This is a genomic window from Devosia sp. (assembly GCF_034675085.1).
In the GTDB taxonomy this organism is placed as follows: domain Bacteria; phylum Pseudomonadota; class Alphaproteobacteria; order Rhizobiales; family Devosiaceae; genus Devosia.
Window position 1 is genome coordinate 1 of record NZ_JAUCDN010000469.1, and the last position, 1,754, is coordinate 1,754.

Below are 1,754 nucleotides of genomic sequence, written 5' to 3' on the forward strand. Positions count from 1 at the left end.
TCCTCAAGCGCGGGAGACAGCATTTCCGCGCGTCCCAGGATGGCGGCGCCCTTGGCGCGGGCCTGCGGGCTGGCGGTAGGGAAGAGCCGCGCGGCCAGCGTTTCGAACTGTTCCATTTCGGGAGCGGTCGGCTTGCCGCGCCGGGCATAAGCATCGCAGGCCGCGATCAGCAAGGTGTTCGTCCGATCGACGCCGCCCGTCTCGATGAGCAGTTGAAAGGTCTCGTAGGGCTGAAAACCAAGCATATTCAGGAACCGTCGCTTCGGAATCACATCACATTCGATGCACATTCACCTTTGCCGCGAATTCGTTAGCAGACTGTTAACCTTGACGATCTCTTAATGGCGCTGACCAGTAACGCGAAGGGGCGTCGCGTTAATCGATCTCACACCGCGAAACCGTTGCTTCCAATGGGAATGGGAGGACGCGCAAGACGGGAGGGCAGCTTGGGAAAGCTCGTCAAATTCGAACCGCCGCCGAAAAAGCCTGCCGATGGGGAGCCGCCGCTCGGCACCGCCCAGATCCTGATTTTCACCGGGGTATTTTATGAACGCGGGACGCCGCCACCACACAGCAGTCTCGATCCTACCCGGCCCAAGACCAATCGGGGATAAATCCCGCGCAGCCAGGCTTTGCGGCCTGCTGCTGCTGGCGGGCCTGCTTGCCGCCTGTTCGGTGGCGCGGCCGGTGGGCGATTTCGGCCGGGCCGAGCCGGGCGTCGTCCATGACGCCATGATGCCGGCGGTGGGCCGGGTGATCGCCGCCAACCGGCGCGAGCCGGTTTCGGACTTCAACCGCACCGACCAGGAAAACCAGATGCATGATCGGGTGTGGCGCTTCCTCGTCGCCCCCCATGCGCAGGACTGGCTGTTCGACGGCTCGGCAGAGTTGCAGCGCACCCGCATCAGCCCGCCCCGCGCCGACACGCGCTATACGGTGGAGCGCTATTACAACTGGCTGCGGCGCACCCCCTACCAGTCCTCGCGCACCCGCTACGCCACCGTGGGCGCCCATATCGCCGCCGATCTGGGCACAGCTCCCACCACCTTCGCGGCCATCTGCGCCGTCATCGAAATCGACCGCCAGCGCGCCACGGCCTATCAGGGCCTGGCCATCGACCTACCACCCGCCCTGGGCGAGAACATGCAGGCGCGCAAATATGAGAACGACGCCTTCATCGCCTGGTTCGTGCGCGCGCTCAGCTACCGCTATTCCAGCTACAGCTATGCGCTGGACAGCCTGCTGGTGGAAACCCCGCATGAGCAATCCATGGCCGTGGACGAATCGCTGCGCCGGCTCTCGGGCTATGTGGCGCGCGCCAATCGCGGCGATTTCTGCGGCGGCACCGACCGGGCGGGGGCCGGAAGCGGTATAGTGATCCCGTCGCGCTTCCAGAACCGGCCGGATGGCGAAGTGGTGGGGCAGAAATAGGGGTGCTGCTGCCGGGTGGGGGGGAGATGGTGCCACCGAACCTTCCTTCTCCCCTCGCGGGAGAAGGTGCCCCGAAGGGGCGGATGAGGGGGTGTTTCAACGGGCATTGAAGCATGGGTGAGCGCAGCGCCCCCCTCACCCTGACCTTCCGCTGAACGCGTCAGGTCTGTCCCTCTCCCGCAAGGGGAGAGGGAAACTCCGTGGTTAGGAGAATTTCATGGCTTTTCATGCGGTGCGCTTTCCGCTCGACATCGCGCTGGGGGCGCGGGGCGGGCCGGAGCGCAGGACCGATGTGGTGACGCTGGCCGGCGGCGGCGAGCAGC

At 65.4% G+C, this 1,754-nt stretch carries 3 protein-coding genes; 2 read left to right on the top strand and 1 reads right to left on the bottom strand.

Annotated features, from left to right (window positions below):
• Positions 1–290: hypothetical protein (locus VDP82_RS17800; RefSeq protein ID WP_323016151.1), on the bottom strand; the 290-nt coding region annotated here is incomplete at its 3' end.
• Positions 291–546: 256 nt separating this feature from the next.
• On the opposite strand from VDP82_RS17800, the gene VDP82_RS17805 reads away from it, so the two are divergent.
• Both VDP82_RS17805 and VDP82_RS17810 read left to right on the top strand, forming a co-directional pair.
• Complete coding sequence (locus VDP82_RS17805) at positions 547–1,431, top strand: hypothetical protein (RefSeq protein ID WP_323016152.1); 885 nt, start codon at positions 547–549, stop codon at positions 1,429–1,431.
• A 217-nt stretch (positions 1,432–1,648) separates the two neighbouring features.
• On the top strand, positions 1,649–1,754 hold a 106-nt coding region (locus VDP82_RS17810; protein ID WP_323016153.1), incomplete at its 3' end, for a DUF2460 domain-containing protein.